Below are 25195 nucleotides of genomic sequence, written 5' to 3'. Positions count from 1 at the left end.
TGCCCGAAAGTGTCGGCCACGTCCATGACGCCGCCGTCCCCGACGCTCCGTGTCGACGGGGGTGGTGGACGAAGCCTTGTGAGACGGATTACATTCAGGGCAGAGGGTGCGGCACAATCGCCCTGGTCTCGGTCTCGCTCAGAAAGTCTCGTCATCTCTTCCATCCTGTCTCCCTCCAGCGGTGGTTTCACCGTGGAGCCGCGCAGATCATCCGGAGTCGAAAGCGCTTCTGCTTGTGTTGCAGGAGACGCAGGCATGAGCGCTCCTGATCTGACCGCGGTCCTTGTTGCGGTGGGAGGCAAGGACCAGGGAGCCTTCCAGATCCTGTACGAGCAATGCGCTCGCAGGGTGTACGGGGTGGTGCGAAGGACGCTGCAGAATCCGGAGAGCTGCGCTGAGGTGACGCAGGAGGTGTTCCTGATGGTGTGGGAGCAGGGCGACAGGTATCGGCCGGAGCTGGGCCATCCGATGTCGTGGTTGATGACCCTCGCGCATCGCCGTGCGGTGGATCGGCTTCGGGCAGACACCTCGCGGCGGGAGCGGGATGACAAATGGGCGCGGCGGAACGGGTCTGCCGGGACGGACGACGTCGCGGACGCGGTGTTGGTACGCCAGGATGTGGCGACCGTGCGGGACGCCATGGCCGTCCTGTCGCCCAGGCAGTATCAGGCGATCTCCCTGGCCTACTTCTCCCATCTGACCTATACGGAAGTGGCCGAGCGCCTCGGGCTTCCCGCGTCCACCGTGAAGACACGGATTCGGGACGGGATGAAGAAGCTCCGTGTGGTGATCGAGGCGAAACACGGAACCGACGCTCGCTAGGCAGCCGGGGTCCAGTAAGCACCACTGACAGGACGTTGATGACGAAGATCCAGCACAGTTCGACCGACACCGATGCCGGCGGCAGTACCGAACCGATGCCCCGGGCGGCACCGGTGCATCCGGCCTTCGTGAACGATCGCGCCGCCGCATGGCTGGGTGTGGAGGTGCTGCGGGCCGAGTTCGGCGACGTGCTGATCCGCATGCAGCTGCGCCAGGAGATGCTCAACGGGTACGGCGTGGCCCAGGGCGGAATGGTGACCGCCTTCGCCGATGTTGCATTCGCCCTTGCCTGCAATGATCCGAACGGCGACGGAAGCACGGTCACGGTGGCGTCGGGCCTGGACGTCAATTTCATCAATCCCGGATTCGCGGGACGCACATTGATCGCCCGTGCCGGTTTGGTCGGACTGAATGGCAGGAGCGGACTCTTTGACATCCGCGTCACGCAGGAGACCGCCGACGGCGGGGACGAAATCGTCGCCGAGATGCGCGGCCGCTCCCGCACCATTCCCAACCCCGGATACCGCGGCAAGTAGTACGAAGTCCGATAACGGTCAGAGTTCGCGCGGGAGCGGCCATGGGGCCCACGCATAACGATTGCAGCACTTCGACTCCGAAAGATATCCGGGTAATTCCTTCGAAGGTAATGTCCGCCGTGGGGGATGACGTAGTGCAAGGTTCTTGCCGGGTGATTCCTCGTCATGCCACTTCTTTCTCAGGAACCTCCGACAATGCCAAAACTGCCTTCTTTCGTCGCCCTCGCTTCTGTCGCCGTGCTGCTCGTAGGATGCGCCGGCCCCGCCGACGAACCTGCAGCGGCTCCCGAGCCCACCGCCTCGACTGAGTCGTCGTCGCCCAGCGCGTCCTCGGCATCGCCGGCAACGGCCTCCGCCGCACCGTCCAGGACTCCCTCCGCGGCACCGTCCGCGACCCCCTCCACCACGCCGTCCATGGAGCCGGCGGCTCCGGCTGCTCCACCCGCTCCGGCTCCAGCACCGGCTGCTCCGGCTCCAGCGCCCACCAGCGTCTCCGAGCCGTCGCCGATCGAGGTCGCCTCTGTGACGCCCCATCCCGAATGGGGTGCGGTGAGGGTGACCGTGGCGCAGGGCGCCTCGTTCACGATCCATGGCAGCGGTTACGAGCCCGGTCAGCAGATCCACATCAGCCTCGGGATCGAACAGACTGACAGCTTCGTGATGGACGAGCAGAGGGCTGTCGCCGACGCCGGAGGGAACTACAGCCTCACCATCACGATTGCGTCGGATCTTCCGCCGGGTGCCTACGGAATCCTGACCTACGTGGCGGATCACGGGCTGGGCGGCCCCGCGTTCGAGGCGACGAAGCGCTTTGCCGGCATCGACGTCGTCGCGTCCTGACCGGGACGCAGCGGCATCCGGTAGCAGCGAGCGGGGGAGCGGGGCGTCATGAATCCTTTGGGTCCGACGACGCACCGAGGATCCGCGCCGCCGCCGCCTCCGCAGCGAGCTGCTCGGCGGTCAGCGCCGTCCCGCTCAGGAAGCCGCTCCGGGCGAGCATCTCCCTGAGTTCACCGACGCCGTAGGGGCGGGGCCACCGGCTGTGCGCGACCACGTGGCATGTGGGGCAGAGCGGGACGAGGTCGACGAGCGGGTCGACGTCGTAGTCGGCGTCGACGTACTCCGGCGGGGTGATGTGGTGCATCTGCACCAGGGCGTCGCCGTCGAGCCCGTATCTCTGCTCGAAATCCAGGCCGCAGGCGTGGCAGGCGGCTCCTCGGTGGGCGACCACCGTCCTGCGCATCTCCGGGTCGCGCTCGAACCGGTTGGCCTGCACCCGTGTGCACGCGGTCGGCGGCAGGGATCCCGGGGCGGGCTCGAGGGACCCTGCGTCCGGAAGGCAGGCCTCCCGCCACACGGCACGCATCGCGGCCTCGTCCGTGCCATCGATCACGACCGGTCGCCCGACCGCGGCCAGGACCCCGGGCACGCGGTCCACGAGCCGCGGCAGCGGCAGCTGATCGCCGTAGGGGAGGAGTGCGTCGAAGTCGATCTCCACCGGCGTCGTCGTCACGTGCTCCGCCCCCGGGGCGCCGACGGCGGCGAGGATGCCGTGACCGATCAGGCCCTGTGCGGCCGGCGGACCCGTGAGGATCACCAGCCACACCTCCATGCCGCGCACCGCGACGACCGGCGAGGCGACGCCGGGTGAGAGGGTCCAGTGCTGCCGGACGACGCCGTCACGCCGCACGGCGTCGACGTCCGCCGCGTACGGGCGGTCCCACGGGGGTTCGCCGGGATTCCAGGGAATGATCACTGCCGACATGGGTCGAGTGTGCCAGATGTCCGCCTGCAGGGTTCAGCCCTGCTGCAACCACCCCTCGGCCTCGTCCCGCGCGGTGAAGAAGCGCACCTCGGCGCGGGCCTTCACGAGGAAGGCGGTGAGCACGAGGTCGACGGCGTCAGCCCCGAGGACCGCGACCCTGGCGGGGAACTCGTGGGCGAGGATGGCGGTCCTGGCCTCCCACGAGATCTCCTTGAGCGTCGTGACCTCCACCAGCAGGGGGAGGGCCGGGGAGCCGCACGCGGCCAGGATGGTTCCGACGCTCGCGATGTCGTCACGGTCGATCCTGATGCGCGGCAGCCAGCACAGGCGGATCATTCGTGGCGAGTCGGTGAGGGTGAATCGTCCCGTCCGCCGGTCCGCGAGCCCCCGCGCAGCACACCGCTGCATCACGTTCGCGTCCATCCGAGAGACCCCCTGAATCACGCGCTTCACCGCGCAGAGAAGAGCGCCACCGAGCCCGGATGTCACGGGCGGGCGGCAGGTCGCGCAGGAGCGCGGACCGGAGAGGGTTCGACGCCGTGTCCGGCGCGGATGGGTGGACCGTCGGGGGACTTCCCGGCAATCCCGTCAGGGAGCGGGCGGTGTCACAGCTTCCAGGGCGGCTGATCGTCCCAGAGCAGCAGGCTGTCGAAGCTGCCGATCACCTCGCGCACGCCGGGGGCCAGGACGGGGAGTCCGGCGTCGACTGCGATCAGCGGTTCATAATGCCGCAGTTCCGCCATCTCGTTGGCGAAGTGCAGGGCGCGCGCATGGTCCGCCGTCAGCCCCACTCCACCTGCTGCCACGGCTTCGAGCGCCGACTGCGCCCGGCCGAACCGGATGGCATGGGCGAGGTCGACCGCTGTCGTCTCGGGATCCTGTCCGGCTTCGGTCGCCCAGCTGCGCAGCACAGGGTCTTCCTTGAGATGCACGCTCGTCTGTTCCCATTCGGCTGCCATGACGTCCCCGCTGATCGTTGGCTGAAGTGAGATTCAAGCGTCGCAGTCGCCGCTTCCACCGACAAGTCCGCCCGATCCCGAACGCGAAGTCGTTAGCCGCCCGTGACCTGCGAAGCGCCCGCTCGTCGGCCACGGCGGGTCATGCCAGACTGGGACCATGCGCCTATCCTCCCTGAAACCGCACGCGCGTTCGACCAGCCCGAGCGGTGCCGCGACACCTCCCGGCGAGGAGCGGCATGTCGCCATGCGCCTCGACGACGCCTGGCTCCGCTTCCAGACCCGGCTGGCCATCCGCCGTGGACGGGTGGAGACCGTGATCCCCTACACCGGCTACGGGTCGACGTCATGGGTGCGGGTCCTGGCGCGCGTGGTCCTCAGCGATCCGAGGGACGCCGTCCCCGGGTCGGAGGAGGGCCGCCTGAAGCCGCTGCAGGAGGGGATGCGCGGCTGGCGTAATTTCACGAGCGCGCCGGTGGCCCACGCCGTCGTGCATGTGACCATCGGCGAGACGGTGCACGACGTCGAGGCGGACCGTGGGGGTGTGGTGGACGTCCGGATCCCGGTGTCCCTCGACGCCGGATGGCACAACATCACGCTCCAGACGGGCGGTTCCAGGACGGTCGAGGCGCCCGTGCGGATCGTCGCGGACGGCACCGGGTTCGGGGTCGTGTCCGACATCGACGACACCGTCATGGTCACGGCACTGCCCCGCCCGTTCCTCGCCGCCTGGAACACCTTCGTGCTGGACGAGCACGCGCGCACGCCCACCCCCGGCATGGCCGTGCTCTACGAGCGGATCGTGCGGACCGTCCCGTCGGCTCCGGTGCTGTACCTCTCCACCGGGGCGTGGAACGTGGCGCCGACGCTGTCCCGTTTCCTCTCCCGCAACCTCTACCCGGCGGGTCCCAAGCTGCTCACCGACTGGGGGCCCACCCGCGACCGGTGGTTCCGCAGCGGCCAGGAGCACAAGCGGGCCTCCCTGGAACGGCTGGCCGAGGAGTTCCCCGGCATGAAGTGGCTGCTCGTGGGCGACGACGGCCAGCACGACGAGGCGATCTACTCGGAATTCGCCCGGCGCCATCCGGAGAACGTGCGGGCCATCGCGATCCGCCAGCTCTCCGCGAGCGAGGCGGTGCTCGCCGGTGGCCGCTCGAAGAACGGCGTCCAGCCGACGCCGGGCGTCCAGTGGATCTACGCCCCCGACGGTGCAGGCATGTCCGCCCGACTCGAGGAGATGGGCATCATCGGGGACACCGTGCGCTCCGCGGACGTACCCGAAGAGGGCGAGATCGCGGAAGAATCGGACTGACCGGCCGCCCGGGGGAGACCATCATGACGGATTCCACGCCGGCACCGGCCTACCCGGCGCTGTCCTACGAGCTGTACCCACCGCGGAACGCCGAGGCCGAGGACTCCCTCTGGACCACCATCCGGCGGCTCGAGGACACGCGGCCCGACTTCGTCTCCGTGACCTACGGGGCGGCCGGCAGCAACCGGGACACCGCGTTCGCGCTCCTGCGGCGCCTGCTCACCGAGACCACGCTCAAGCCGCTGGCCCACCTGACGAGCGTCGGGACCGGTCGGGAGGAGCTCACGGAGATCGTCGACCGGATGATCGGCGGCGGCGTGCGGGGCATCCTCGCGTTGCGCGGGGACATGCCGGACGACGCCGAACCGGTGCCGGACGAGGTCGAGCACGCCGACGGGCTCGTCCGGCTCATCCGTGAGGTCGAGGCCGGGCGGACCGCGCAGCTCGCAGCCGGCCGCATCTCGGTGGGCGTCGCGGCGTACGCGACCCGCCACCCGGATTCGCCGAGCCTGGAGCAGGACGTCCAGGTGCTCCTGGCGAAGGAGGCCGCCGGCGCGGATTTCGCGATCACCCAGGTGTTCTTCCACCCCTCCGACTATTCGGGGCTCGTCGACCGCGCGCGCCGTGCGGGGGTCACCATCCCGATCATTCCCGGCGTCATGCCGTTGACGAGCACGCGCCGGCTGAAGAAGCTGAGCAGTCTCGCGGGGATCGACGTCGACGACGCCCTGTGGTCCCGGCTCGAGGGCGCCGGTTCCGACAGTGCACGCCGCCGCGTGGGCGTCGCGGCCACCGTCGACCTCGCGCGGGCGGCGCTGGACGACGGCGCCCCCGGCATCCATCTCTATACCTTCAACGAGCATGCGGCCGCCCTGGACGTCCTCGACGCGCTCGATCTGGAGCGACCGCCGCTGGCCGGCCTGCCCGCGTCCCTCTGATAGGGGAGGCCTGGTCAGGTCTCGTCGCTCATCACTTCGTGCCCGCCGGGTGGGCGGGTACGCCGTCGGCCGCGTCGAGGACCGGGACCTCCAGTTGCTGCAGCCAGTCCTGCCAGGCCGGTTCCTCGCGCCGGACGTAGTCCGCCGCGTCGGCGGAGAACACGTAGGCGCGCGCACCCGCCGTCGCAGTATCGGCGCTCTCGCCGTAGGCGAAGACGCTGAGCATCGCGGGGACGGGCGCGGTGAGCCGGATCAGCGCCTGCCGTTCGCCGACACGCTCGACCCTGCCGGTAGCACCGCGGATCTCGACCGCCGTCCCCTCTGTGCCCAGCGCGAGTGCGTCCTGCAGGGTGGACCAGAGCGTGTCCGCGTCGCCGGGGTGGGAGGCGGTGGCCTCGAGCTGGGTGGCCTCCTGGCCGGGGAAGTGCGTGAGGTAGAGCCGCAGGTTGTCGAAGAACGGCATCCAGTTGGCGCCCATGTCCTCCCAGAACTCGGACTCCCAGGCCGCGCCGGTGCCGAAGCCACTGCTGGTGACGCGCACCACGCAGGAGCCGCCTGACTGGGCTTCGACGAGGAACTCCGACGTCAGCGGGCTGAGCGCATCCGGGTCCTTGCCCATGAGGGTGGCCCAGTCCTCCTCGTAGACGATGCGGCGTGGTGGGTCCCAGCGGGTGACGTGGCCGTCCGAGCCCATCTCGGGGCCCATGCTGAAGTGCAGCGAGCCGCCCTCGCGCTCCTCCATCTCGGTCGGCAGGAACCAGGCGCTCATCCCCTTGGCGGTGGCGATGGCCTGCCAGACCTGCTCCGGGGCCCCCGGGACCTCGACGCTGAATTCGAGGCGGTACGGGACGTTCGGGATCGTGTTCATCGGTTCTCCTCGGGACGTGGGTGTGCGGCGACGACGAGCCGGTGTGGACGCCCGTCGTCATGGTGGTAGCGCGCGGCCAGGTCGAGTACCGCAGCGGTCAGATCATCGGCGAAGGCTGCGCGGTCGGCGGCCGACCGGAAGCCGATCTGCGTGTCGATGGTCAGGGTCGGCAGCGCCGTGCCGCGTGCGTCGGCTCGGCGTACCAGCGCGCCGACCTCGCGCACCAGGCGGCCGGCCAGAGCGACGAGGTATCCCGCCGACAGGTGGTCGTCGTTGGCATCCGGATCGGCCGCGGAGGCGCTGACCGCCGCCGGTGAGACGACATAGGACGCCGCCGACGCGCGCAGGACCCGCTCGGTGATGCCCCCGTGCCTACGCTCCTCGACCAGCTCCACCAGACCGTGCGACTCGAGCGCCTTGAGGTGGTAGCTGATCTTCTGGCGCGTGAGGCCGACCCGGGCGGAGAGCTCGGCGGCGGAGGCCGGAACGGCCAGCTCCCCGAGCAGTCTGGCGCGGACCGGATCCAGGACGGCAGCGGCCGCACCGGTGCTTTCGATGACTTCGACGTCGTGCATACCACCACGATGATCCTTGACAATAATTATTGTCAATACCCCCTGGGTTCCGAGTGGGGTGTCAGGTGCATCTCCGTCTCGACCTCGGGTCGGCTTGCCCGGACGGCGCGAATCCACACGGGGGCCTGCGGCGTGCTCGCGGGGTCGCCCGTCGCCAGGGGGCGGACGGGCGGCCCGATCGCGTGGCCCTGATGATCCTCGCCAACGTCCATCCGGCTGCAGTCAGCAGCGGCACGCACGCGAGGATCAGGGCAACCGGATTCGGCTGGAACGTCGGACCATCCGGGCCTTCCACGTACGCGCCGATCGGCAGCACCCAGCCACCGCCACCACCGCCCGAGCCCTCACCCTCCGGGGCTTGTGCGCCCTGATGCGACGTGCTGGAACCGCCGCCGCCTCCGAAGCCGAACAGAACCAGTGCGGCAGGCACCACCTCTCGTCCGCCCACCGTGCTGCTCTCGCCGAACGCCATCTTCGTCCCCCAGGACGGCACCGACTTCGTCAGACTCTCGATCGGATCTTCCATGAGCCCGTGGCCTCCGCTCCTGCCTCGATCGTGGCCGCCCCCGTGGTCGGAAGCGCGTGTCGGATGAGAACTCCCACCCTCGCCGTGAAGCCTAGGGTCGGGCCCGGGTCGGCCGCAGAGGAGAACGTCCTGCTTCGGACCACCCGAGACCGTACCGAGCGGCCGGCGGTGCGTGCCCGGCCCGGGGCGTCCGCCCCTCGTGCCCCCGCGCTCCGGGGGATGCGGCTCAGGCGCGGTCCGTCGTCGTATGCCGGGGCGCGATGCTCTGCGTGCGGAGGATGTCGGCCAGATGATCGAGGAAGAGGCGCACCCGGGCGTCGTCGGCGTCGCCCGTGCGCAGCGCGAAGATGCTGCGGGCGAGCCTGATCTCCGGCACGTCGAGGGTCACGATGCCCTCGGGCCGGTTGACCATCGCGAGCTCGGGTACGAGGGCGGCGCCCAGGCCCGCGGCGGTGAGTTCGAGGCTCGCATTGAAGTCGTCGCAGTACGCGCTGATGCGGGGGTGGAGGTTGCAGCTCGCGAAGAGCCGTTCGATGACGGTGGCGTCCGCGGTCCCGGGGTGGTGCATGATCCAGGGCATGTCGGCCAGCTGGTCGGCGCTGATCCGCGCGCCGCTGCGGATGCCCCAGCTCGCGGGCAGGATGACGCGGAAGTCGTCGTCACCGATCCACTGGCGGCCGAGCGTCGACGGCCAGGCGAGACCGGCCTGGCCCACCTGGTAGACGAGCGCGAGGTCGAGGTCGCCGCCCGTGCGCAGCCCCTGGATGGTGTGGGCGGGTTCCCCGACGAACACGCGCAGCGACACTCCGAGGCGTTGCCACTCGGGCATGCGGAGCAGCCTCGGCAGGGCGAACGTGGCGAGGCTGGGGAAGATGCCGAGGCGTAGCTCGTGGGCGGGCCCGGACCCGGCGCGGGCGGTGGAGGCGAGGAGTGCGTCGATGTCCGTGAGGATCTTCGCGGCATGGCGGGACATGGCGACGGCGGCGTCCGTGGGGACGGCGCTGCGGGCCGAACGCGTGAAGAGGACGGCGCCGGTGTCACGCTCCAGTGCCGACATCTGCTGCGACACCGCCGACGCCGTGTAGCCGAGGCTGGTGGCGGCGCCGCTGAAGGACCCGTGGCGGATCACCTCGAGCAGAGTCCGCAGGTGGATCGGGTTGATCATCGAGCACTCTCCCTCTCCGTCGTCCCGACCGGGTCGGTGCGAACACGGATCCCGTCGAGCTTACCTGCGGCCCCCTTGCCGGAGGCGACACGGGACCGGTTCCCGGTGTGGTGCCGTCCGTCCCTCGCGACACGCCGTGAGCAACGCGACACGAACTTTTTCTGCCTGTGTGGAAGTCCTCCACAGAGCTGTGGACGACGGGCCCATGAGGGCGCCGATCGGCTCGATTCCGGGGTTCCGCTGGGCGCTGATCTGTGGACATCGTGTGGACTACGAACCGCCCGAATGACATACTTGTAATACATCATCTAGGGGTTGGCATCACGCGGCTGCACTAGATGTAGTATCGGAGGACAGAAGCAGCCGCTGGACGGCATGGGCTTGCCAGACGCGGGAATCCCCGGATTTCTTCCCCTTCCGGGGTCGCGCGCCGCTCATGACACAGCAGCTGTTCATCGATAGGAACTCGTATGAGTAGTAGAGGAAAAGGGGACCAGGACATGACCGTCACGGTGTACACGAAGCCGGCTTGCGTACAGTGCAACGCCACCTACCGCGCGCTCGACAAGAAGGGCATCGCATACCAGAGCGTCGACATCTCGCAGGACCCGGCCGCCCTCGAGCGCGTGCGTTCCATGGGGTACATGCAGGCCCCCGTGGTCATCACGGACAACGACCACTGGTCCGGCTTCCGCCCCGACAAGATCAACTCGCTGGCTGACGCCGTCGTCAGCTCGGTAGCCTGACCGATCCCTCCGGGGATCGCCGCGAGGCATCCTGACATGGCCACCACCATGGACCACCGAGCCGCCCCCGCTGAACCGGCTGCTGCCGGGGACGCTGAGGGGCCGGTCACGGATGCCCCGCTGATCTACTTCTCGTCGGTCTCCGACAACACCCACCGCTTCGTCGAGAAGCTGGGGGTCCGGGCCGCCCGCATGCCACTGCTCACCAGGGAGCCGACGCTGCGGGCAGCCCGGCCGTACGTCCTGGTCCTTCCCACCTACGGCGGGACCACCGGCAACGGTGCGGTGCCCCGCCAGGTCGTGAAGTTCCTGAACAACGAGCAGAACCGCAACCTCCTGAGGGGGGTGATCGGGGCCGGTAACACCAATTTCGGTGAGACCTACTGCCTGGCGGCCGACATCGTCGCCGCCAAGTGCAACGTCCCCGTTCTCTACAGATTTGAAGTCATGGGCACGTCCGAGGACGTGGACCGCGTAACCCGAGGATTGGAAGAGTTTTGGACATGAGTGTTGCAGAGACAGAGGCGGGTGCTCCCGCAGCGACGGCGGACCGCTTCAAGGACATGGGCTACCACGAGCTGAACGCCATGCTCAACCTGTACGGGCCGAACGGCGAGATCCAGTTCGACGCCGACCGCGAGGCCGCGCACCAGTACTTCCTCCAGCACGTGAACAACAACACGGTGTTCTTCCACGACCTGGAGGAGAAGCTCGACTACCTCGTGAAGAACGAGTACTACGAGCGCGAGACGCTCCACCAGTACACGATGAACTTCATCCGGGACCTCTTCAAGCGCGCCTACGCCAAGAAGTTCCGCTTCGAGACGTTCCTCGGCGCCTTCAAGTACTACACCTCGTACACACTGAAGACGTTCGACGGGAAGCGCTACCTCGAGCGCTACGAGGACCGCGTGTGCATGGTCGCCCTGCACCTGGCCCGCGGCAACGAGCAGCTCGCCGAGCAGATGGTCGACGAGATCATCGACGGCCGCTTCCAGCCGGCCACCCCCACGTTCCTCAACGCCGGCAAGCGCCAGCGCGGCGAGCTCGTCTCCTGCTTCCTCCTGCGCATCGAGGACAACATGGAGTCGATCGGCCGCTCCATCAACTCGGCCCTGCAGCTCTCCAAGCGCGGCGGCGGCGTCGCGTTCGCCCTCACCAACATCCGCGAGGTCGGAGCGCCGATCAAGCAGATCGAGAACCAGTCCTCGGGCGTCATCCCCGTGATGAAGCTCCTCGAGGACAGCTTCTCCTACGCCAACCAGCTCGGCGCCCGCCAGGGTGCCGGCGCCGTGTACCTGCACGCGCACCACCCGGACATCAACCGTTTCCTCGACACCAAGCGGGAGAACGCGGACGAGAAGATCCGCATCAAGACGCTGTCCCTCGGCGTCGTCGTCCCCGACATCACCTTCGAACTCGCGAAGCGCGACGAGGACATGTACCTGTTCTCGCCGTACGACGTCGAGAAGGTCTACGGCATGCCGTTCTCCGACATCTCGGTCACCGAGAAGTACTACGAGATGGTGGACGACGCCCGGATCAAGAAGACCAAGATCAAGGCCCGCGAGTTCTTCCAAACCCTTGCCGAGATCCAGTTCGAGTCCGGTTACCCGTACATCATGTTCGAGGACACGGTGAACCGGGCCAACCCGATCGACGGCAAGATCATCATGTCCAACCTGTGCTCCGAGATCCTCCAGGTCTCCGAGCCCACCACGTACAACGAGGACCTGTCCTACGACGAGGTGGGCAAGGACATCTCCTGCAACCTGGGCTCGCTGAACATCGCGAAGACCATGGATTCGCCCGACTTCGGGCGGACCATCGAGACCGCGATCCGCACTCTCTCGGCCGTCTCGGACATGAGCAACATCGGCTCCGTCCCGTCGATCGCCAAGGGCAACGACGCCTCGCACGCCATCGGCCTCGGCCAGATGAACCTGCACGGCTACCTCGCCCGTGAGCGCGTCCACTACGGCTCGGAGGAGGGCCTGGACTTCACGAACATCTACTTCTACTCCGTGGTGTACCACTGCATCCGGGCGTCGAACCTGATGGCCATCGAGACCGGGCGCACGTTCGCCGGTTTCGAGAAGTCCAAGTACGCCAGTGGCGAGTTCTTCGACAAGTACACCGACCAGGTGTGGGAGCCGGAGACGCCGCGCGTGCGTGAGCTGTTCGCCGATGTGCACATCCCCACGCAGGAGGACTGGCGTGCGCTGAAGGCCTCGGTCATGGAGCACGGCATCTACAACCAGAACCTGCAGGCCGTCCCGCCGACCGGCTCGATCTCCTACATCAACAACTCGACGTCCTCCATCCACCCGGTGGCGTCGAAGATCGAGATCCGCAAGGAAGGCAAGCTGGGCCGCGTGTACTACCCGGCGCCGTACCTCACCAACGACAACCTGGAGTACTACCAGGACGCGTACGAGATCGGCTACGAGAAAATCATCGACACCTACGCCGCTGCGACGCAGCACGTGGATCAGGGTCTGTCCCTGACGCTGTTCTTCAAGGACACCGCCACCACGCGTGAGATCAACAAGTCGCAGATCTACGCCTGGCGCAAGGGCATCAAGACCGTCTACTACATCCGTCTCCGCCAGCTCGCGCTGGAAGGGACCGAGGTTGAGGGTTGCGTCAGCTGCATGCTCTAGGCAACTAAATTTGGCTTCGACGACTGCACCACTTGAACTGTCGAAGTACTTAAAGGCTTGAGGGGTCGTGCTGTAACACGACCCCTCAAGAAGTCCCGGTAGCGAGACTTTCCAAAGATCAACCTTGGACTGTCAAGCTTACAGGAGTCGTTGGTCGTCGGTCGACGACCCTCCGCCGGGCACTCCCCAAGAAGGGAGGTGGTCGCAGTGCCAGTAGTACGACGTACTATTCGCCGCACCATCCGGATCACGGTCCGTCCTCGCTGATTGCGTTGGTCGGAGCTTGTGAGCATTGATAGTCAGAAAGGAGTTTCCATCATGGCCAAGGGATCTTACCGAAGCGCAATCACGGGACGATACGTCACCGCCAAGCATGGGAAGGCGAGTCCTCGCACAACCGTGAAAGAATCGAAGTAGCGGGACGTAAGCGGTGCTTTAGCCGCTGATGAGTAGGAGGGGCTGCGACAATTGCCTCCCCTCCTACTCATGTCGAGCGTTCGAAGAAGCCGACTTAGGGCAGCAAGCGAAACATCAGAGCGACCCAAAGTTGCAAACCAGACAAGGAACACATCATGAGCGAGAAGCTGAAGCTCGTAGACCACGTCCAGGCCATCAACTGGAACCGTATCCAGGACGACAAGGACGTGGATGTCTGGAACCGCCTGGTGAACAACTTCTGGCTGCCCGAGAAGGTGCCGCTGTCCAACGACGTGCAGTCGTGGGCCACGCTGGCCCCGGAGGAGCAGCAGCTCACCATGCGCGTCTTCACCGGACTGACCCTGCTCGACACCGTGCAGGCGACGGTCGGCGCGGTCAGCCTCATCCCGGATGCGGTCACCCCGCACGAGGAGGCCGTGCTCACGAACATCGCGTTCATGGAGTCGGTGCACGCCAAGAGCTACTCGTCCATCTTCTCCACGCTGGCCTCCACCAAGGAGATCGACGAGGCGTTCCGTTGGTCCACGGAGAACGTGAACCTGCAGAAGAAGGCGCACATCGTCACCGACTACTACCGTGGCGACGATCCCCTGAAGCGCAAGGTCGCCTCGACGCTGCTCGAGTCCTTCCTGTTCTACTCCGGCTTCTACCTGCCGATGTACTGGTCCTCGCGCGCCAAGCTCACGAACACCGCTGACCTGATCCGCCTGATCATCCGTGACGAGGCCGTGCACGGGTACTACATCGGGTACAAGTTCCAGCGTGGGCTGGAGAGTGCGACGCCGGAGCGCCGCCAGGAGCTCAAGGACTACACGTTCGAACTGCTCTTCGAGCTGTACGAGAACGAGGTCCAGTACACGCACGATCTCTACGATTCCGTCGGCCTGGCCGAGGACGTCAAGAAGTTCCTGCACTACAACGCCAACAAGGCGCTGATGAACCTGGGCTACGAGGCGATGTTCCCGTCCTCCGTGACCGACGTGAACCCGGCGATCCTCTCGGCGCTGTCCCCGAACGCCGACGAGAACCACGACTTCTTCTCCGGCTCGGGATCCTCATATGTCATCGGCAAGGCCGTGAACACCGAGGACGAGGACTGGGACTTCTAGTACCGGCGCCCCCTGGCCTGAGCGGCCCCGCACGCGCTGCGTGCGGGGCCGCTCTGTTTCCAGCAAGCTGCGATCTCGCGAAGCTCCATCGGAGCGACACGCTGTAGGTATTGAGTTCGCCGCAAAATTCCACACTCTGGTGGTTCAGGCGATAAACACTTCTGCCGGGCGCGCCTGACGGGCCGCCTTGGTTCTCCGTCGCGTGGCCGGTCTTCGTTGGGTGAGCGTGTCTTCGGGCAGCGGAGCCTGGTAGCTGCCGGGGAGGGGTGGTGCGGTGGAGGAGTAGGTGTGGCCGGTGGGCGTGCTGATGGTGAGGGCGTGCCGGGCACTGGGTCCGGGGATGGGGCCGGGGTTGCTGCTGGGGGGTGCTGTGGCCCTCCAGCCGTCGAGGTCCTTGGTGTGGTTGCAAGCTTCGCAGAGCCCTGCCCCGTTGGCGAGGCTCGTGGGTCCGTTGGCGTGCCAGGGAATGATGTGGTCGTAGTGCCGGATCGGTGCGTCGCAGTACGGGGTCCGACAGAGATGGTCGCGGGCCTGAAGGAAGCGGCGCTGCCCGGCCGTGAACAGCCGGGCCCGGGAGTCGGCGGCGATCAGCTCCCCACTGGACGGTGCGGTGTAAAGGCGGCGGAGCCAGACCTGTTGCTTCGCCTTGTCCTGGGTGAGGAGGTCGCGGGCCCAGCCGGCGGGGACGATCCCGTACCCCGGCAGCCGCGCCGGTTCGCTGTCGCCCTGGAACAGGGCCCTGTCGGTCATGATCAGCTGCACCTCGACCCGGGAGAACCCACCCGGTGTCCCGGTGGTCCGCTCGACGAGGGCGTCGGCCATCAGCTGGCCCCGGCTCCGCGGGTCCCCTGCGGCGCGCTGGGTGTCGGCGTGCCGGGTCAGCTCCGCATGCACCGCCACGCCCTGGGCGACCGGGAGGAGGGCGGTCAGGTACGTCATGGTGTCCGGGGCCGGACGCAGACTCACATGCCGGTCCCGGGCAGCGTGGGCCGCCCGCTCGGTCACGCTGCGCGGGTCCCGCCGGTACGCCGCCGCTCGCGCCGCGGCAATGAGTGTCCTGTCCCCGGCGCCGTCGAAGGTCCCCGTGTCGGCGGCCAGCTCGTCGTCGACCGCGCACCGGTCCGCCGCGGACAGGCAGGCGGTCTCCCGGACCAGCAGCGTCGCCCGCCACTCACTCAACTGCCCCGCCTCCAGGGCCGCCATCGTATGCGGCATCTCCGTCACCAGCGCCCGCGCCAGCCCCAGCAGCCGACTACCGCGGGCCGGGGACTCCCGCCGGGCCAGGGCGAGCTGCGCACCCACCCCCTTACCCCGCTCCCCGACCGGGACACCAGCGGCGGCCTGCGCCCGGCGCTGGGCGAGGTCGAACGCAATCGCGGCCCGGGCCTGGGTGCCGGCGATCGCGGACTTCAACTCCTCCAGCGCACCGATGAGATCGATCAGTTCAGCGCCGTCCGCGCCGACTGCAGCGCCAGTGGCGTCACCCGCCCTGAGCGGCAACGACCGCACCGCGCCGACCAGCTCCCTCACCCGATCAGCTGGCGCCGGAGGCAGAACACCGGTCGAGCTACTGGGGGCCGTTTCAGCGCTGGGAACGGGCCCAGTAGGCGCGCAGGGGACAGGAGACGCGCCGGACGAGACAGTTACAAGCGACGTCGCAGCGGGGGAGACCGTGTCGGACGGGGCCACGCCGGAGGAGAAGGGTGTTCCGTGGACGGCAGTCGAGGGAATACAAGCCGGCCGTGAACTGCCACCGATGACGGTCGCTTCATGCGGAGCATTCCGGCTGCTGTCCATACTGAATTGTCCCCGCCGCCACTGACATTTTTGGTGGCGATCGGCCCCTCGCGTCGAGGGTTTTTCGGTGACTTTTCCGCCTCACTGAGCCCGCTGCAATCGCGGAGCGACCCGCGTCACCGCCGGTGCCTGGCGAGCGGAAGTGAGGGTCGAACCGGACCGTTGGGGTGCACCCGAGAGAAAGGACAGGCCCCACACGGTGGGGGGCAGTGCACGCCGCGTGTGCGGCCGACGAGCGCCCGCCGACGGGTTCCCGCCGACGAGAAACAGCCGACGAGAACCGTCCGACGAGAAACAGCCGAGATCCGGCCGACGAGAACTACTGCTACGGCCAGTTGCGCCAGTTCCAGCGCGAATGCTGGGGCGCCACCGGGGGCTGCGGCTCCGGCTCGGGCACCTCGCCCAGCGCCTGCGCGGCCTCGACGAGGTCGTCGCTGGTGAGGGTCATGACGTCGTCGCGGTCGAGGGTGTCGAGACTGCGTCCCTCATCGCGTGACAGCCGAAGCGCCTGCCGGTTCAGCGACTGCTCGAACAGCGTGCGGGCGAACCGGGCGTTACCCGAGTCCTCGCCGGCATGGATGTTGGCGAGGATGCGGCGCAACATCTCGTCGGCCCCGGCCTCCAGGGTGTACTCGTGCTGGGCCAGCATCTGCTTGAAGATCGTCTCGAGCGCATCCACCGAGTAGTCGGGGAAGGTGATCTCCCGCGCGAATCGGGACCGCAGCCCGGGGTTCGAGAGCAGGAAGGACTCCATGAGGCGCGGATAGCCGGCCACGATCACCACCAGCCGATGCCGGTGATCCTCCATCCGCTTGAGCAGGACCTCGATCGCCTCCGGGCCGAAGTCCATCCGGCCGTCGTCCGGGAACAGCGCGTAGGCCTCGTCGATGAACAGGACGCCGTCCAGCGCCCGGCGGATCACCCGGTCCGTCTTCATCGCCGTGGCGCCGACGTACTGGCCGACGAGCGCCGACCGGTCGACCTCCACCAGATGGCCTTTCTGCAGCAGCCCGACCGCGCGGTACATCTCCGCCAGGAGCCGCGCGACGGTGGTCTTGCCGGTGCCGGGATTGCCGAGGAACACCAGATGCTGGGACGTGGCCACCTCCGGCAGCCCGTGCGCCTTGCGGCGCGCCTGCACCTGGAGGAGCGCCACGAGCGCCCGCACCTGTTCCTTGACGCTCTCCAGCCCCACGAGGGCGTCCAGTTCGGCCTGCACCTCCGCGAGGGGTCGCGCCGGTCCCGGCCGCGCACTGAAGAACTCACCCACGCGGTCGTCGCCCCGCTCCGAGCCGGGCAGCTTGATCTGGTCGGCGAGATTCCCGAGCGTCTCACGCAACTCGTCGAGTGGATTGCGGCTGGCCGCCATGAGTTCCTCCTGGGGTGGGTGCGCGCCGCGGGTGCACGATGCGCGGTGGGTGGACCGGAGCGCCGACCGGCCGGGTTCCTGGGGTCCTGATCCACTGTAGATCCGCGGGCATACGAAGTGCGTGTCTGCCGGCTACCCACGAAGGTCACGGTTGCGTTATACTAAGTAGGCTGATGAATACGATCGGTTGTCATCGTATCGCCAGCTGCAACTTGTCCCAACCTGAAGGAGACGCCATGAGCACGAAGGTCGAAAAGAGCATCCTCGTCAACGTCCCGGTGAGCATTGCCTACAACCAGTGGACTCAGTTCGAAGAATTCCCCCACTTCATGGGCGGCGTCAAGTCCGTCACCCAGCTCGACAACCAGCGTCTGAACTGGGTCGTCGAGATCGGCGGCGTCCGCCGTCAGTGGGACGCCACCATCCTGGAGCAGGTTCCCGACACGAAGGTGTCCTGGGCCGCGACCGAAGGTGCCACGAACGCCGGAACGGTCTCCTTCGAGGACATCGGTGGCGGACAGACCCAGGTTCACCTCGTGCTCGAGTACGAGGCCGAGGGCCTTGTCGAGAAGATCGGCGACAAGCTCAACGTCGTCGACAATCAGGCCGAGGGAGACCTCAAGCGTTTCAAGGCCTTCATCGAGGACGAGGGCTACGCGACCGGTGCCTGGCGCGGGACGGTTTCCCCCGGCCTCGTCGGTGAGACCAGCGTCGAGGATGCTGCAGCGTCCCGCGGCGACAGCGGCAAGGCGGGTGTCTCCGGCAAGGTAGCCGCCGGCGTCGGTCTCGCTGCGGCTGCTGCGGCAGCCGCAGGGGTTGCCGCCAGCAAGAAGAACGACGACGACACGACCGTCGTCGAGGAAGACGTCACGCTCACTCCGGTGACCGACGTCGCACCCGAGGTCTACACGACGGACGACGCCGTGCTCTCGCGCAGCACCGAGGATGTCCTCCTGCCCGCCGAGGACGTGGACCCGGCATCGACCGGTACGGCGAGCGGCACCGGTACGGATGCCCTGAACGACCCGCTGCTGAACAAGAACCGCACCACCGGCGGCGCACTCTAGCCACCGGGCACCATCCACCCCGCAGGGAAACGATCGCAGGCAGCCACCCAGCTCCGCCAGGAGGTGGGTGGCTGCCTGCTGTCCACGGCATCCCGCGACTGACCGGGACCGTCCGCCCTCCTATACTCGAAGGATGCTTATGACACACCTCGCCCGGCGCCGCCGTGTCCAGCCGTCCGCCGCCGAGCGGTCCGGGGTCCTCCTGTGAGCGGCGGTCTCGTCGCCCTGCTCGACGACGTCGCGGCGATCGCCCGCATCGCGGCCGCCTCCGTCGACGACGTCGCCGCCGGTGCCGCCAAGGCGGGCACCAAGGCGGCCGGTGTGGTCATCGACGACGCCGCCGTCACCCCGCAGTACGTCTCCGGGTCCGAGCCGTCGCGCGAGCTGCCGATGATCAAGCGGATCTTCTGGGGCTCGCTCCGGAACAAGCTGCTGATCATCCTGCCGGCGCTCCTGCTCATCAGCGCCTTCATCCCGGCGGTCATCCCGTTCATCCTCATGCTGGGCGGCACCTACTTGTGCTACGAGGGTGCCGAGAAGGTCTGGCACAAGGTCCGGGGCCACAAGGCCGAGAAGGCGCCGGCCAGCGCTCGCGGTCCCGAGGCGGAGGCCAAGGTGACCAAGGGCGCCATCACCACCGACTTCATCCTGTCTTGCGAGATCATGGTCATCTCCATGAACGAGGTGTCCGACGAGTCCATCTGGGCTCGCGCCATCATCCTCGTCGTCGTGGCCATCGCCATCACGGTCCTCGTGTACGGCGCCGTCGCGCTCATCGTCAAGATGGACGACATCGGCCTGCACCTGACGACCAAGGACTCCGAACGCACGCAACGACTCGGCACCATGCTCGTCAAGGGCATGCCCGCGGTCCTCGCCGGCATCACGTTCATCGGGACGATCGCCATGCTCTGGGTGGGCGGCCACATCATGCTGCAGGGCGCCTACGACCTCGGCTGGCACCTGCCGTACGACGTCGTACATGCCCTCGAGTCGCCGTTCGTCGGCATCCCCGTCGTGGGCGGCCTCCTGGCGTGGCTCGTGAACACCCTCTGCTCGGCCATCCTCGGTCTCGCGTGGGGACTCATCGTCCTGGCCATCGTGCACCCGCTGCTCAAGGCGCTGCCATTCGGGAAGAAGGGCGAGCACGAGGAGGGCGACATCCGCGCCGCCGTCGCCGGCTATCGGTCGGGCAAGGGCAGCACGAAGTACACGTCCTAACCGAACCGCTCGCAAATGCTCAGCGCACGACGTCGTACACGACTTTCACGACGCCGTTGGAGTACGACGCGGAGTCCCTCAGGCGGAGCCTCTGCTGATCACGGTCCGCCGCGGTGAAGACACGCTTGCCCGCGCCGAGGAGTACAGGGAACACCAGGAGGTTGTAGCGGTCGATGAGATCGGCATCGGCAAGATTCCTCGCCAGCTCGGCGCTCCCGTGGATGAAGATCGCGCCCCCGTCGCCCTTCTTCAGCGCAGCGACGTCGTCGAGGGTCCGCATGATCTCCGTCGGCCCCCAACCGCCCACGAGCTGGTCCTCGCCGAGAGTGCCGGACACGACGTACTTCGGGAGCTCCTTGTACGCGGCGTGGTCCTCCGATCCCGGCCAGATGGGCGCGAACGCCTCGTAGCTGCGACGCCCGAACATCAGCGCCGTCGTCTCGTCGAGCTCCTCGCCCTTGAGTGCGAACGCTTCCGGGACGAAGTCGGTGGTGAAGACCCACCCACCGCTGCGGTGCCCTTCGACCTCCCCGCCGGGAGAATCGACGACGCCGTCGAGCGTCATGAATCCCGTCCACACAAGTTCCCGTGCCATGAAACCTCCCACGATCGATGCCGTCGTCCAGTGATATCAGGTGAGACGGAGCGGGCACCACGATGTCAGCGGTGCGACTCGGGTGTCGGCTACTCGTTCCCCTCGGCGAGGCAGCCCCGCAGGATGCGCAGCCCGTCCCGGATGCGCGTCTTCGCCGTCGGTACGGGGACTCCGAGCTCCTCGGCGACGGCGGCGTAGGTGAGGCCCCGGTAGTAGGCGAGATCCACGGCCTCGCGCTGCCGGCCCGACAGTCGGTCCAGGCAGTCCCGAACGGACTGGTGCTCCTGCCGCATGATGATGTCCTCGGCTACCGGGTCATGAGAGGGGCCGTGGTTCTTCGACGACCACACATGGCCGCGCAGCCTGCCGGACTCCTCCGACCGGATCCGGTCGACGGCCCGGCGGTGGGTGATGGTCATCAGCCACGTCATGGGGTGCCCGCGGTGCTCCTCGTACCGGGATGCCTGCTGCCACACCGAGAGGAAGACCTCCTGGGTGACCTCCGCGCTGAGCTCGCGGTCCCTGATGAGATGCCGGACCAACCCGTACACGCGGGCGGAACAGTGCCGGTACAGCTCATCGAACGCGTCATGATCCTGGGCGGCGGTCGCCTTCAGGAGCCCCGCCAGGTGCGGCATTGTCGCCCCGCTACCCGAACCGTCAGTCTTCTCCTCCTGGTGTCCCACTCACGTCCCTTCCATCGATCGTCGGCTCGTTCTCCCCTTTAACCCTTCGAGATGCGGTGGGCAGCGGATGGGGCTGCCCTCCGGTCCGGGCGGGCCCCGCACCGGACCGGGATCGGCCCTATAGTGGTGCCGTGCTCTCCTAGATCCCCGCTCCCTCCTGCGTCCGCGGCTCCCGCCCGGCAGGACACCAGCCAGCCCCGAGGATCACCGTGCCCGGTTCGCACTCCCCATCCCTTCCCGCAGCCGCCCACCTCCGCGTGGACGGCATCTCCAAGAGCTTCGGGGCGCGCCGCGTCCTGACCGATGTGTCCTTCACCGTCTCCGGTAGCCGCACCGGCCTCATCGGCGAGAACGGCTCCGGCAAGACCACCCTGCTGCGCATCATCGCCGGCCTGACCACGTCCGACGCCGGCACGGTCACCGCGGCGCTTCCCGGAGGCGGGACACCACGCATCGGCCTGCTCCACCAGGAAGCCCCGTTCGCGCCGTCCGCCACCATCGCGGAGGCGCTCGAGACCGCCGTCGCCCCGGTGCGCGCCGCCGCGCACGCCGTATCGGATGCAGGCCTGGCCCTTGCCGGCACCCCAGAGGAGCCGGCGGCCGCCTCCGCGTACGCCGCGGCCCTCGAGACGGCGGAGCGCGTCGGTGCGTGGGACGTCGACGCGCGCGTCGCCGCCGTCGTTGCCGGGCTCGGTCTCGCCGCGCTCGCGCCGGACCGGCCGACGCGGACGCTCTCCGGCGGGCAGCGCTCCCGCCTGTCCCTGGCATGGCTCCTCCTCAGCACGCCCGACGTGCTCCTCCTGGACGAGCCGACCAACCACCTCGACGACGCCGCCGCCTCCTACCTGAGGACCCTCCTCGAGGACTGGCGGGGTCCCGTGCTCGTCGCGAGCCACGACCGCGCCTTCCTCGACGACGTCGTGACGACCCTCGTCGACCTCGACCCCGCGCCACTGCCGCAGGCGCTCGCCGGACCCCTCGTGGCCGACGGCGACGGCACGGGCATCGGCGTCGTCCGCTTCACCGGCACCTACACCGGCTACGTGCATGCGCGGCTCGATGCCCGGGAGCGGTGGGAACGCCGGTACCGGGACGAGCAGGCGGAGCTGAAGCGGCTTCGCGCGACCGTGTCGGACAGCCACCTCGTGGGCCACGAGGACTGGAAGCCCCGCTCGGAAGGACGCGCCAGCGTCAAGTTCTACTCCGACCGCAACGCGAAGGCGGTGTCACGCAGGGTCGACGACGCCACCGCCCGCCTCCTGTCCCTCGAGGAGGAGCAGATCCGCAGGCCGCCCCGGGAGTTGCGCTTCCAGGGCCTCACCGCGGCCGGCACTCCGGCCGTCCCCAGGGGTGCGGACGCCGTCCTCACCGCTGCGGACATCGGAACACGCGGACGCCTCGAGCCGACGTCGCTCGTGCTCGGGGCGGGGGAGAAGGTGCTCGTCACCGGCCCCAACGGGTCCGGGAAGTCGACCCTCCTGCGACTCCTCGCCGGGGACCTGACGCCGACCTCCGGGACGGTCGTCGTGGCGCCCTCGGTGCGCGTCGGCCTGCTCGCGCAGGACGTCGACCTCCCCGACCCGTACGGCCGCGGACCCGGGCGCACCGCGCTGCAGGCCTACGACGACGCCGTCGGGCCTGACAGCGACCGGGTCCCGCTGCACACCTTCGGGCTCATCCACCCGCGGGACGAACACCGGCCCGTCGTGATGCTGAGCGTCGGCCAGCAGCGACGGCTGGCGCTGGCGATCCTGCTGGCGAGCCCTCCCGACGTGCTGCTCCTCGACGAGCCCACGAACCACTTCTCCCTGCTCCTCGCCACGAAGCTCGAGGCCCTGATCCCCGGCTACCCCGGGGCGGTCGTCGTCGCCTCGCACGACCGGTGGCTGCGGCGCACCTGGCAGGGCAGGCGCCTCGAGCTGCGGGTCGGTCCTGCGGCGCGCTGACCACCGCGCCAGGGTGCGTCGGGCAGGGCGTCAGCAGCGCCGGCACGAGAGTCAGCGGTGCGCCGGGAACGGGATGCGGTCCAGGTCCGAGGCCGCGATCACCGTCGCGGTACCCGCCGTGGCCCGAGCCTGGGCGGCCAGCACGCCGACGTCGTCGTACCGGGAGGAGAAGTGCGTCAGGACCAGCGTGGCCGCGCCGCCGCGGGAGGCGAGGGAGCCCGCCTGCCCGGCGGTGAGGTGCAGGTACTGTGCGGCGAGCGCTGCGTCGTCGTCGCTGAAGGTGCTCTCGGTGACCAGGAGGTCCGCGCCGTCGGCGAGCGCGGACGCGCCGTCGCACAGGGCGGTGTCCATGATGAAGGCGAAGCGGCGTCCGGGCCGGTGCACGCTGACGTCGTCGAGCGTCACGGTGCCGAGGCTTCCCTCGCGCTGGAGGCGTCCGACATCGGGACCGGCGATCCCGGCGGCGGCGAGCCGGTCCGGCAGGAACGTGCGCCCGTCCGGTTCGGTGACCCGGTAGCCGAAGGACTCGACGCGGTGGTGCAGTGGCTCGACTTCCAGCCCGGGGGCGATGGGTCCGGCGGCGCCGTGGGGGTGCAGGTGCAGGTCCATGCCGGGGGTGGCGAGGAAGACGAGGGCGCGGACCACGTCCTCGCCCGACGCCGGGTAGTGCAGGTGCACGGGATGGTCGACGCCGTCCAGCACCATGCGCGAGAGGACGCCGGGCAGACCGAAGCAGTGGTCGCCGTGCATGTGCGTGATGCAGATCCGGCTGATCCTGCCCGCCGGGAGGCCGGCGTGGATGAGCTGGCGCTGCGTGCCCTCGCCCGGATCGAAGAGGATCCCCTCCTGCTCCCACTGCAGGAAGTACCCGTTGTGGTTGCGGGTCCGGGTGGGCGCCTGGGAGGACGTGCCGAGGATGACGAGTTCACGCATGACGCCAGTCTCGCACCGGAAGGGCGGGCGGGGGAGCGTGCGGACGCTCAGTGCCGGCCCCCGGGTGGGGAGGACGGCTTCGCCCTCCGCTCCGCGCGTCGGGCGCGCCGCTCGCTGTCCTCCTCCTCGAGGATGTCCTGCAGGTTCGATGCGTCCCCGGTGAGGGCGCGTCGCCACGCCGCCGACGGCTCCGCGTCGATGAGGATCGACCGGATCAGCAGGGTCAGCGGCACGGCCAGGACGGCGCCGACCGGCCCGAGGACCACGGCCCAGAAGAGGACGGAGATGAAGGTCAGCGACTCGCTGAGGGACACCGCATCACCCACGTACCTGGGCTGGATGAGGGACTGGATGGCGCCGTTGATCACCCCGTAGACGAGGATGACGACGACGACGGTCGACCAGCCTCCGCTGAGGAAGCCGAAGAACAGCGGAGGGACGAGGGCGATGAAGTAGCCGACGTTGGGGATGAAGCTGCAGACGAAGGAGAGCAGGCCCCAGAGGAGGGCGCCCGGCACCTGGAGGAGGACGAGCACCAGCGCGTTGAACGCGCCCTGCGCCAGGCCGAGCACGGTCGTGGCGATCACATAGCGGCGGGTCCCGGCCGCGAAGCCGGTGAGCGCGGAGACCAGTCCGGGGTGATGGGGTCTCACGTAGGTGAGGATCGCCGGTACCCGGGACGCGTCGACCGCCATGAGGATCAGCAGGGTCAGGAGTACCACGAGGGCGCCCACCATGGCCGTCACCCCGCCCAGCACGTCACCGATGAACGCGGTGATGTTCTCGGGGGTGAACCCGGTGCTGATCGCGTCGGCCTGGTCGGAGCCGAATCCCAGCGATGCCAGCAGCCCGGACAGGGCGGCACCCACCTGTTCCAGCTCGGTGGCGTACTGGGGCAGCAGGGCCGAGAACTGCGCGAGAGCGAAGACCAGGATCATCGCGAAGCCGGCGACGAGGGCAAGTACCGCAGCGATCGACGTCGCCGTGGCGACTCCCCGTGAGGCGCCGCGCCGATGCATCCGGCGCCGGAGCGGGTAGACGCACAGGGTGAGGATGATGCCCAGGAACACGGGGACGACGACGTCCCGCATCGCAGCGATCCCGAACGTTGCCGCGGTGGCCCCGCCGAGGGCGAGGAGGACGGTGGTGCTGCGAGGGAGGG

24 protein-coding genes are annotated in these 25195 nt (G+C 68.5%); 12 read left to right on the top strand and 12 right to left on the bottom strand.

All coding sequences use genetic code 11. From position 1 onward, the window contains the following. Positions 1-255 precede the first annotated feature (255 nt). From ACSGDB_RS10315 to ACSGDB_RS10305, 3 genes are all read left to right on the top strand, one after another. Positions 256-822, top strand: coding sequence for a sigma-70 family RNA polymerase sigma factor (locus ACSGDB_RS10315; RefSeq protein ID WP_434994579.1), 567 nt, complete (start codon positions 256-258; stop codon positions 820-822). A gap of 38 nt (positions 823-860) precedes the next feature. Then, positions 861-1358, top strand: coding sequence for a hotdog fold thioesterase (locus ACSGDB_RS10310; RefSeq protein WP_434994578.1), 498 nt, complete (start codon positions 861-863; stop codon positions 1356-1358). A 561-nt stretch (positions 1359-1919) separates the two neighbouring features. After that, entirely contained in the window at positions 1920-2198 is a 279-nt protein-coding gene (locus tag ACSGDB_RS10305) for a hypothetical protein (RefSeq protein ID WP_434994577.1), read from the top strand. 46 nt (positions 2199-2244) lie between these two features. On the opposite strand, the gene ACSGDB_RS10300 is transcribed toward ACSGDB_RS10305, so the two are convergent. The 3 genes from ACSGDB_RS10300 to ACSGDB_RS10290 all read right to left on the bottom strand — a co-directional run bounded on the left by ACSGDB_RS10300 (position 2245) and on the right by ACSGDB_RS10290 (position 4082). Then, entirely contained in the window at positions 2245-3123 is an 879-nt protein-coding gene (locus tag ACSGDB_RS10300) for an HNH endonuclease (protein ID WP_434994576.1), read from the bottom strand. Between the two features lie 33 nt (positions 3124-3156). Further along, positions 3157-3546, bottom strand: coding sequence for a hypothetical protein (locus tag ACSGDB_RS10295; protein ID WP_434994575.1), 390 nt, complete (start codon positions 3544-3546; stop codon positions 3157-3159). A 182-nt stretch (positions 3547-3728) separates the two neighbouring features. Next, positions 3729-4082: a hypothetical protein gene (locus tag ACSGDB_RS10290; protein WP_434994573.1), complete on the bottom strand. Its 354-nt coding sequence runs from the start codon at positions 4080-4082 to the stop codon at positions 3729-3731. 244 nt (positions 4083-4326) lie between these two features. On the opposite strand from ACSGDB_RS10290, the gene ACSGDB_RS10285 reads away from it, so the two are divergent. Then, a complete protein-coding gene (locus ACSGDB_RS10285) occupies positions 4327-5391 on the top strand; it encodes an App1 family protein (RefSeq protein WP_434994669.1) in 1065 nt (354 codons plus the stop codon). 23 nt (positions 5392-5414) lie between these two features. Further along, the gene (locus ACSGDB_RS10280; RefSeq protein WP_434994572.1) at positions 5415-6329 is read left to right on the top strand and encodes a methylenetetrahydrofolate reductase; all 915 of its coding nucleotides are present in this window, start codon (positions 5415-5417) and stop codon (positions 6327-6329) included. 31 nt (positions 6330-6360) lie between these two features. Here ACSGDB_RS10280 and ACSGDB_RS10275 read toward each other — a convergent pair whose 3' ends face one another. The 3 genes from ACSGDB_RS10275 to ACSGDB_RS10265 form a co-directional block, all read right to left on the bottom strand. Further along, on the bottom strand, positions 6361-7197 hold the full coding sequence (locus ACSGDB_RS10275; RefSeq protein WP_434994571.1) for an SRPBCC family protein: 837 nt from the start codon (positions 7195-7197) through the stop codon (positions 6361-6363). After that, a complete protein-coding gene (locus ACSGDB_RS10270) occupies positions 7194-7772 on the bottom strand; it encodes a winged helix-turn-helix domain-containing protein (RefSeq protein WP_434994569.1) in 579 nt (192 codons plus the stop codon). The genes ACSGDB_RS10275 and ACSGDB_RS10270 overlap by 4 nt, the downstream gene beginning before the upstream one ends. Before the next feature lie 752 nt (positions 7773-8524). After that, a complete protein-coding gene (locus ACSGDB_RS10265) occupies positions 8525-9463 on the bottom strand; it encodes a LysR family transcriptional regulator (protein WP_434994568.1) in 939 nt (312 codons plus the stop codon). A gap of 500 nt (positions 9464-9963) precedes the next feature. Between ACSGDB_RS10265 and nrdH the strand changes: the two genes are divergently transcribed. The 4 genes from nrdH to nrdF all read left to right on the top strand — a co-directional run bounded on the left by nrdH (position 9964) and on the right by nrdF (position 14419). Then, a complete protein-coding gene (nrdH, locus tag ACSGDB_RS10260; RefSeq protein ID WP_434994668.1) occupies positions 9964-10209 on the top strand; it encodes a glutaredoxin-like protein NrdH in 246 nt (81 codons plus the stop codon). A gap of 36 nt (positions 10210-10245) precedes the next feature. Next, positions 10246-10716: a class Ib ribonucleoside-diphosphate reductase assembly flavoprotein NrdI gene (nrdI, locus tag ACSGDB_RS10255; protein ID WP_434994566.1), complete on the top strand. Its 471-nt coding sequence runs from the start codon at positions 10246-10248 to the stop codon at positions 10714-10716. Beyond that, the gene (gene nrdE, locus ACSGDB_RS10250) at positions 10713-12872 is read left to right on the top strand and encodes a class 1b ribonucleoside-diphosphate reductase subunit alpha (RefSeq protein WP_434994565.1); all 2160 of its coding nucleotides are present in this window, start codon (positions 10713-10715) and stop codon (positions 12870-12872) included. Before nrdI ends, nrdE begins: the two co-directional genes overlap by 4 nt. A gap of 572 nt (positions 12873-13444) precedes the next feature. Further along, a complete protein-coding gene (nrdF, locus tag ACSGDB_RS10245) occupies positions 13445-14419 on the top strand; it encodes a class 1b ribonucleoside-diphosphate reductase subunit beta (protein WP_434994564.1) in 975 nt (324 codons plus the stop codon). 144 nt (positions 14420-14563) lie between these two features. Here the strand turns inward: nrdF and ACSGDB_RS10240 are convergent, their stop codons facing one another. Together ACSGDB_RS10240 and ACSGDB_RS10235 are read right to left on the bottom strand one after the other, a co-directional pair. After that, the gene (locus ACSGDB_RS10240; RefSeq protein ID WP_434994667.1) at positions 14564-15940 is read right to left on the bottom strand and encodes a DUF222 domain-containing protein; all 1377 of its coding nucleotides are present in this window, start codon (positions 15938-15940) and stop codon (positions 14564-14566) included. 601 nt (positions 15941-16541) lie between these two features. Further along, entirely contained in the window at positions 16542-17585 is a 1044-nt protein-coding gene (locus ACSGDB_RS10235) for an AAA family ATPase (protein WP_434994562.1), read from the bottom strand. A 236-nt stretch (positions 17586-17821) separates the two neighbouring features. Here ACSGDB_RS10235 and ACSGDB_RS10230 point away from each other — a divergent pair, with 236 nt between their 5' ends. Both ACSGDB_RS10230 and ACSGDB_RS10225 read left to right on the top strand, forming a co-directional pair. Beyond that, positions 17822-18652, top strand: coding sequence for an SRPBCC family protein (locus tag ACSGDB_RS10230; RefSeq protein WP_434994560.1), 831 nt, complete (start codon positions 17822-17824; stop codon positions 18650-18652). 204 nt (positions 18653-18856) lie between these two features. Further along, positions 18857-19873: a DUF808 domain-containing protein gene (locus tag ACSGDB_RS10225; RefSeq protein ID WP_434994559.1), complete on the top strand. Its 1017-nt coding sequence runs from the start codon at positions 18857-18859 to the stop codon at positions 19871-19873. Positions 19874-19892: 19 nt separating this feature from the next. On the opposite strand, the gene ACSGDB_RS10220 is transcribed toward ACSGDB_RS10225, so the two are convergent. Together ACSGDB_RS10220 and sigK are read right to left on the bottom strand one after the other, a co-directional pair. Then, on the bottom strand, positions 19893-20468 hold the full coding sequence (locus ACSGDB_RS10220) for a dihydrofolate reductase family protein (protein WP_434994558.1): 576 nt from the start codon (positions 20466-20468) through the stop codon (positions 19893-19895). Between the two features lie 89 nt (positions 20469-20557). Beyond that, a complete protein-coding gene (gene sigK / locus ACSGDB_RS10215) occupies positions 20558-21154 on the bottom strand; it encodes an ECF RNA polymerase sigma factor SigK (RefSeq protein ID WP_434994557.1) in 597 nt (198 codons plus the stop codon). Between the two features lie 209 nt (positions 21155-21363). Between sigK and ACSGDB_RS10210 the strand changes: the two genes are divergently transcribed. After that, the gene (locus ACSGDB_RS10210; protein ID WP_434994556.1) at positions 21364-23100 is read left to right on the top strand and encodes an ABC-F family ATP-binding cassette domain-containing protein; all 1737 of its coding nucleotides are present in this window, start codon (positions 21364-21366) and stop codon (positions 23098-23100) included. 51 nt (positions 23101-23151) lie between these two features. Here the strand turns inward: ACSGDB_RS10210 and ACSGDB_RS10205 are convergent, their stop codons facing one another. Further along, positions 23152-24033 carry a ribonuclease Z gene (locus ACSGDB_RS10205; protein WP_434994555.1) on the bottom strand — a complete coding sequence of 294 codons (882 nt, stop codon included), beginning with the start codon at positions 24031-24033 and terminating at the stop codon, positions 23152-23154. Positions 24034-24080: 47 nt separating this feature from the next. Next, positions 24081-25195: AI-2E family transporter (locus ACSGDB_RS10200; protein ID WP_434994553.1), on the bottom strand; the 1115-nt coding region annotated here is incomplete at its 5' end.

Source organism: Arthrobacter sp. Ld5, assembly GCF_051172775.1.
Taxonomy (GTDB): Bacteria; Actinomycetota; Actinomycetes; order Actinomycetales; family Micrococcaceae; genus Arthrobacter_D.
This window is presented reverse-complemented; position numbering and strand designations above follow the sequence as displayed.

What these genes read in the sequence shown, in the direction of transcription:
- ACSGDB_RS10285 (WP_434994669.1), top strand. Translation starts at nt 4,327, where the DNA reads ATGCGCCTCGACGACGCCTGGCTCCGCTTCCAGACCCGGCTGGCCATC.
- ACSGDB_RS10295 (WP_434994575.1), bottom strand. Translation starts at nt 3,546, where the DNA reads ATGGACGCGAACGTGATGCAGCGGTGTGCTGCGCGGGGGCTCGCGGAC.
- ACSGDB_RS10290 (WP_434994573.1), bottom strand. Translation starts at nt 4,082, where the DNA reads ATGGCAGCCGAATGGGAACAGACGAGCGTGCATCTCAAGGAAGACCCT.
- ACSGDB_RS10310 (WP_434994578.1), top strand. Translation starts at nt 861, where the DNA reads ATGACGAAGATCCAGCACAGTTCGACCGACACCGATGCCGGCGGCAGT.
- ACSGDB_RS10300 (WP_434994576.1), bottom strand. Translation starts at nt 3,123, where the DNA reads ATGTCGGCAGTGATCATTCCCTGGAATCCCGGCGAACCCCCGTGGGAC.
- ACSGDB_RS10315 (WP_434994579.1), top strand. Translation starts at nt 256, where the DNA reads ATGAGCGCTCCTGATCTGACCGCGGTCCTTGTTGCGGTGGGAGGCAAG.
- nrdE (WP_434994565.1), top strand. Translation starts at nt 10,713, where the DNA reads ATGAGTGTTGCAGAGACAGAGGCGGGTGCTCCCGCAGCGACGGCGGAC.
- ACSGDB_RS10275 (WP_434994571.1), bottom strand. Translation starts at nt 7,197, where the DNA reads ATGAACACGATCCCGAACGTCCCGTACCGCCTCGAATTCAGCGTCGAG.
- ACSGDB_RS10270 (WP_434994569.1), bottom strand. Translation starts at nt 7,772, where the DNA reads ATGCACGACGTCGAAGTCATCGAAAGCACCGGTGCGGCCGCTGCCGTC.
- nrdH (WP_434994668.1), top strand. Translation starts at nt 9,964, where the DNA reads ATGACCGTCACGGTGTACACGAAGCCGGCTTGCGTACAGTGCAACGCC.
- ACSGDB_RS10265 (WP_434994568.1), bottom strand. Translation starts at nt 9,463, where the DNA reads ATGATCAACCCGATCCACCTGCGGACTCTGCTCGAGGTGATCCGCCAC.
- nrdI (WP_434994566.1), top strand. Translation starts at nt 10,246, where the DNA reads ATGGCCACCACCATGGACCACCGAGCCGCCCCCGCTGAACCGGCTGCT.
- nrdF (WP_434994564.1), top strand. Translation starts at nt 13,445, where the DNA reads ATGAGCGAGAAGCTGAAGCTCGTAGACCACGTCCAGGCCATCAACTGG.
- ACSGDB_RS10235 (WP_434994562.1), bottom strand. Translation starts at nt 17,585, where the DNA reads ATGGCGGCCAGCCGCAATCCACTCGACGAGTTGCGTGAGACGCTCGGG.
- ACSGDB_RS10220 (WP_434994558.1), bottom strand. Translation starts at nt 20,468, where the DNA reads ATGGCACGGGAACTTGTGTGGACGGGATTCATGACGCTCGACGGCGTC.
- ACSGDB_RS10205 (WP_434994555.1), bottom strand. Translation starts at nt 24,033, where the DNA reads ATGCGTGAACTCGTCATCCTCGGCACGTCCTCCCAGGCGCCCACCCGG.
- ACSGDB_RS10230 (WP_434994560.1), top strand. Translation starts at nt 17,822, where the DNA reads ATGAGCACGAAGGTCGAAAAGAGCATCCTCGTCAACGTCCCGGTGAGC.
- ACSGDB_RS10280 (WP_434994572.1), top strand. Translation starts at nt 5,415, where the DNA reads ATGACGGATTCCACGCCGGCACCGGCCTACCCGGCGCTGTCCTACGAG.